Below are 3,980 nucleotides of genomic sequence, written 5' to 3'. Positions count from 1 at the left end.
TCATACGTCGCCGCCACCGGTCCGGGAAGGTCTTGAACCCACCGCAAAACCACCTGGTGATCCGGCGTCAGCCGGGCCTTGAACACCTCACCAGTCACACCATCGATCGCCGCAGCGACGACCGATCGTGCGTGCACATCCAGTCCCACACTCGTACGCTCAGAGAACACCGGGGCCTCCCACACATGTCGGATAGGCCGAGCAGGCAGCCCCTACTCGGTAACCCACGAATCTGTGTGAGTGAGGCCCCGGCCCGCAACCACCCAGCCAGCCCGAGCAGTCACTCCATACCGTCTAGTCGGCTGATCTAAGGGACCCTTATACCGATGACCCACACGGCCCGGTGAGCGGCTCGACTACTTCTCAGTGATCGTGATCTTCGGATCTCCCACGTGCCACTTGTCGCTGGGTTTCATCACGAAACCCTCAATGAAAACGGTTCCCCTCCCTACGCGGCTAGCCTCAAATGTGAAATGCAAGGCTCTGGCCAACGCCGTTGAGCGGGCGCGCGGACAGATCGGGATCTCCTCGGTAACGTCACCGCCATGTCGGTCTGCGAGGTGTGTGTCAGCGACTTGCTCTACTGCGACCGGCACGACNGCTGATCTAAGGGACCCTTATACCGATGACCCACACGGCCCGGTGAGCGGCTCGACTACTTCTCAGTGATCGTGATCTTCGGATCTCCCACGTGCCACTTGTCGCTGGGTTTCATCACGAAACCCTCAATGAAAACGGTTCCCCTCCCTACGCGGCTAGCCTCAAATGTGAAATGCAAGGCTCTGGCCAACGCCGTTGAGCGGGCGCGCGGACAGATCGGGATCTCCTCGGTAACGTCACCGCCATGTCGGTCTGCGAGGTGTGTGTCAGCGACTTGCTCTACTGCGACCGGCACGACGCCTACTTGTGTCCGGTGTGCGACCGCTGGCAGGAGGGCGCCTGCACCGATCCTGAGTGCACTTATTGCCCTGGTCGCCCGGATAGGCCAAGCCTGTGCGAGCACCCAGACCGGCACGACAAGACCCACGACTGAACATCCGCACATGCCGCCGAGCGGGCGTTATGGTCCGAACATGGGCAACGTCGCGGGACGAGTGGGGGCGACACTGCGAGCGTCTGTAGTTGCCCTGAAGCGCGCTGTCGGTTTCGACCCTGACGTGGCCGACTGGTGGATCGAGACGGTCGAGATCGGGACCGTTGCCGTGGGTGACCGCATTGAGGAGACGTTCTGGGCGATGGGAAGCGCTGCTCCTACAACGGGGACTGTGGTCCAAGTGGACCGGGATGGGGATGACGTGGTCCTCNGACCGGCACGACAAGACCCACGACTGAACATCCGCACATGCCGCCGAGCGGGCGTTATGGTCCGAACATGGGCAACGTCGCGGGACGAGTGGGGGCGACACTGCGAGCGTCTGTAGTTGCCCTGAAGCGCGCTGTCGGTTTCGACCCTGACGTGGCCGACTGGTGGATCGAGACGGTCGAGATCGGGACCGTTGCCGTGGGTGACCGCATTGAGGAGACGTTCTGGGCGATGGGAAGCGCTGCTCCTACAACGGGGACTGTGGTCCAAGTGGACCGGGATGGGGATGACGTGGTCCTCATGGTCGCCCTCGACTCGACGCTGCCAAGGCTGTCGGGAGCCGTCAAGGAGATCGAGGTGAGGCGTCCAGCGGAGCAGTGGGTCAAGCGACTAAGGCGCCGACATGCCGCGACCTGACGTCCGCTCATGCCGCGAGCAGCGCTGACAGGGCCGCTGAGCGGGACTACCGGACAGCTCGGGATTCCCTCGGTACCGTGACCGCCATGTCGGTCTGCGAGGTGTGCGTCAGCGACTTGCTCTACTGCGACCGGCACGACGCCTACTTGTGTCCCCTGTGCGACCGCTGGCAGGAGAGCGCCTGCACCGATCCTGAGTGCACCTATTGCCTTGGTCGCCCGGATAGGCCAAGCCTGTGCGAGCACCCAGACCGGCACCACAAGACCCACGACTGAACATCCGCACATGCCGCGGAGAGTTCGATCGGTACTGCCGATGTGTGCGAGCTAGTCGTCAGAGAGGATCGGTGAAGGCGACAGGCTTGCCGGCCGCCTGGGCGTAGGCGATCTCCCTCCGCGTCGACTCTCCGACGTATCCACCCGGATTGACGATCAAGACCCGGTCGGCCAGTTCGATCTTGCGCAGGTGAAGAGCGTCCAGGACGGCCTTCTGCTCGGGAGTGGGCGTCTCGTCCGCCTCGCTGGGGGCGACAACGACGACTCCTGCAAAGGTCAGTTCCCGGTTCGCCGCGCGCATCTCGGTCATGAACCTGGCCGACCCACAGATGCAGACGATTTCAGGACGATCGCTCACGACCCGACCTTAGCAACGCACTCATTTGCCGCTGTCCGGTCGGTGCGACGCTCCTATGCTTCGTCAAGCAGCTGTGGGCGTGTTTTCAAGGAGCCGATAGAGGTCGCGGGCGACGTAGCGGGCTAGGCAGCGTTTGATCTCTCGGCCGGTCTTGCCTTCGGCAGTGCGGCGAGCGACGTAGTCGCGGGTGGCTGGCTGGTACTGGATCCGGCTCTGGACCACGGTGTGCAGTGCGTTGTTGAGCTGGCGGTCGCCGTAACGGTTGAGCCGATAGCGGGTGGTGACTTGGCCGCTGTTGGCCGGGATCGGTGCCACGCCGGCGAGCATCGCGAACGCCGCCTCGGAGTGGATACGGCCGGGGTGGGACCAGGCGCACAACACCGTCGCGGCCACGATCGGTCCGACGCCGAACTCCTCGAGCAGGTCAGGGCGCCAGCTGCNCGGCCGGTCTTGCCTTCGGCAGTGCGGCGAGCGACGTAGTCGCGGGTGGCTGGCTGGTACTGGATCCGGCTCTGGACCACGGTGTGCAGTGCGTTGTTGAGCTGGCGGTCGCCGTAACGGTTGAGCCGATAGCGGGTGGTGACTTGGCCGCTGTTGGCCGGGATCGGTGCCACGCCGGCGAGCATCGCGAACGCCGCCTCGGAGTGGATACGGCCGGGGTGGGACCAGGCGCACAACACCGTCGCGGCCACGATCGGTCCGACGCCGAACTCCTCGAGCAGGTCAGGGCGCCAGCTGCGGATGATGGCCACGATCGACTTCTGCAGCTCCCGTGCCTCCTTGAGCATCGCGTGCGCGCGACGAGCCAAGGTCCGCAGCGCCACCACGGTGCTGGTCGTCTCGGTGTCCCAGGAGGCGTGCACCCGCAGCTTCGCGGCGGTGTTGAGCATGGCGGCAAGCTTCTGACCGCGGAACCTGAGGCGAATGGGTTCGGGTGCTGCGATGACCAGGCCGAAGACCTGCTGCTGGGCCTCGGTGGAGGCATTGATCGCGGAGCGGCGAGCAGCCAAAAGCACTGACAGGGCTTGGCGTTCGCCCCCGGCGCGAGGTGTTCCCAACCGCGGTCGGGCCATCGCCTCACGTGCGGCTCGGATCGCATCGAGCGGATCGGTCTTCGCGCCGTTGCGACGCGCAGCCCGCTTCGGACGATCCAACTCGATGACGATCTCCGATGACTCCAGCAGGTGACGRCTCAGACCGGCGCCGTGGCCGCCGGTCCCTTCGATCGCCCAAGCCCGCAGCATCGGGTGGTTGTTGGCGAACTCCACCAGCTCGGCATAGCCCTGGGCTGTCGCCTCGACGGTGATCTCGTCGAGGACACCACCAGTSGCAGCATCGACCACGGCCGCGGAGTGGGTATGGACGTGGGTGTCGACGCCAATGACGACATCGACCACCTCGCGCAGATCGGTCAGACTGTTCATGCGTTCTCTCCTTCGCCGGACGGGACGTGGTTCCGGTCCGGGACGAAGGCTCGGCAGGACTGTGATGAGACACATCCGGCGCCGCTAACGCCAGGTGGTCAAGCTCCTGATCAGGCCAGTTCCTCCAACCGGGCCGGGGCCGGTGACCACGAGCGGACAGGTCGCAACAAGGCACAAAGCCAGTCTTTCCGGGGGTCACACTC

Annotated in this window: 2 protein-coding genes and 3 pseudogenes; 1 reads left to right on the top strand and 4 read right to left on the bottom strand. The window is 64.8% G+C overall.

What is annotated here, in order from left to right; translation table 11 throughout:
- The first annotated feature begins 1,372 nt into the window (after positions 1-1,372).
- Positions 1,373-1,720, top strand: a complete 348-nt coding sequence (locus tag EAH86_RS20120) for a hypothetical protein (RefSeq protein WP_140744137.1) — start codon at positions 1,373-1,375, stop codon at positions 1,718-1,720.
- Positions 1,721-2,053: 333 nt separating this feature from the next.
- Here the strand turns inward: EAH86_RS20120 and EAH86_RS20115 are convergent, their stop codons facing one another.
- The 4 genes and pseudogenes from EAH86_RS20115 to EAH86_RS21085 form a co-directional block, all read right to left on the bottom strand.
- Positions 2,054-2,353 (bottom strand): hypothetical protein, encoded by a 300-nt coding sequence (locus tag EAH86_RS20115; protein WP_140744135.1) that lies wholly within the window; start codon positions 2,351-2,353, stop codon positions 2,054-2,056.
- A 63-nt stretch (positions 2,354-2,416) separates the two neighbouring features.
- Positions 2,417-2,776: pseudogene (locus tag EAH86_RS20895) on the bottom strand (transposase); the annotation flags it as partial.
- Positions 2,777-2,805: 29 nt separating this feature from the next.
- A pseudogene (locus EAH86_RS21090) lies at positions 2,806-3,060 on the bottom strand (transposase); the annotation flags it as partial.
- A 261-nt stretch (positions 3,061-3,321) separates the two neighbouring features.
- Positions 3,322-3,777 (bottom strand): annotated as a pseudogene (locus EAH86_RS21085) (IS110 family transposase); the annotation flags it as partial.
- Positions 3,778-3,980: the final 203 nt, after the last annotated feature.

The sequence above is a fragment of the Pedococcus bigeumensis genome (genome assembly GCF_006438965.1).
Taxonomy (GTDB): Bacteria; Actinomycetota; Actinomycetes; order Actinomycetales; family Dermatophilaceae; genus Pedococcus; species Pedococcus bigeumensis_A.
The sequence above is the reverse complement of the archived record's forward strand: the minus strand, read 5'-3'. Positions and strand labels throughout refer to the sequence as shown.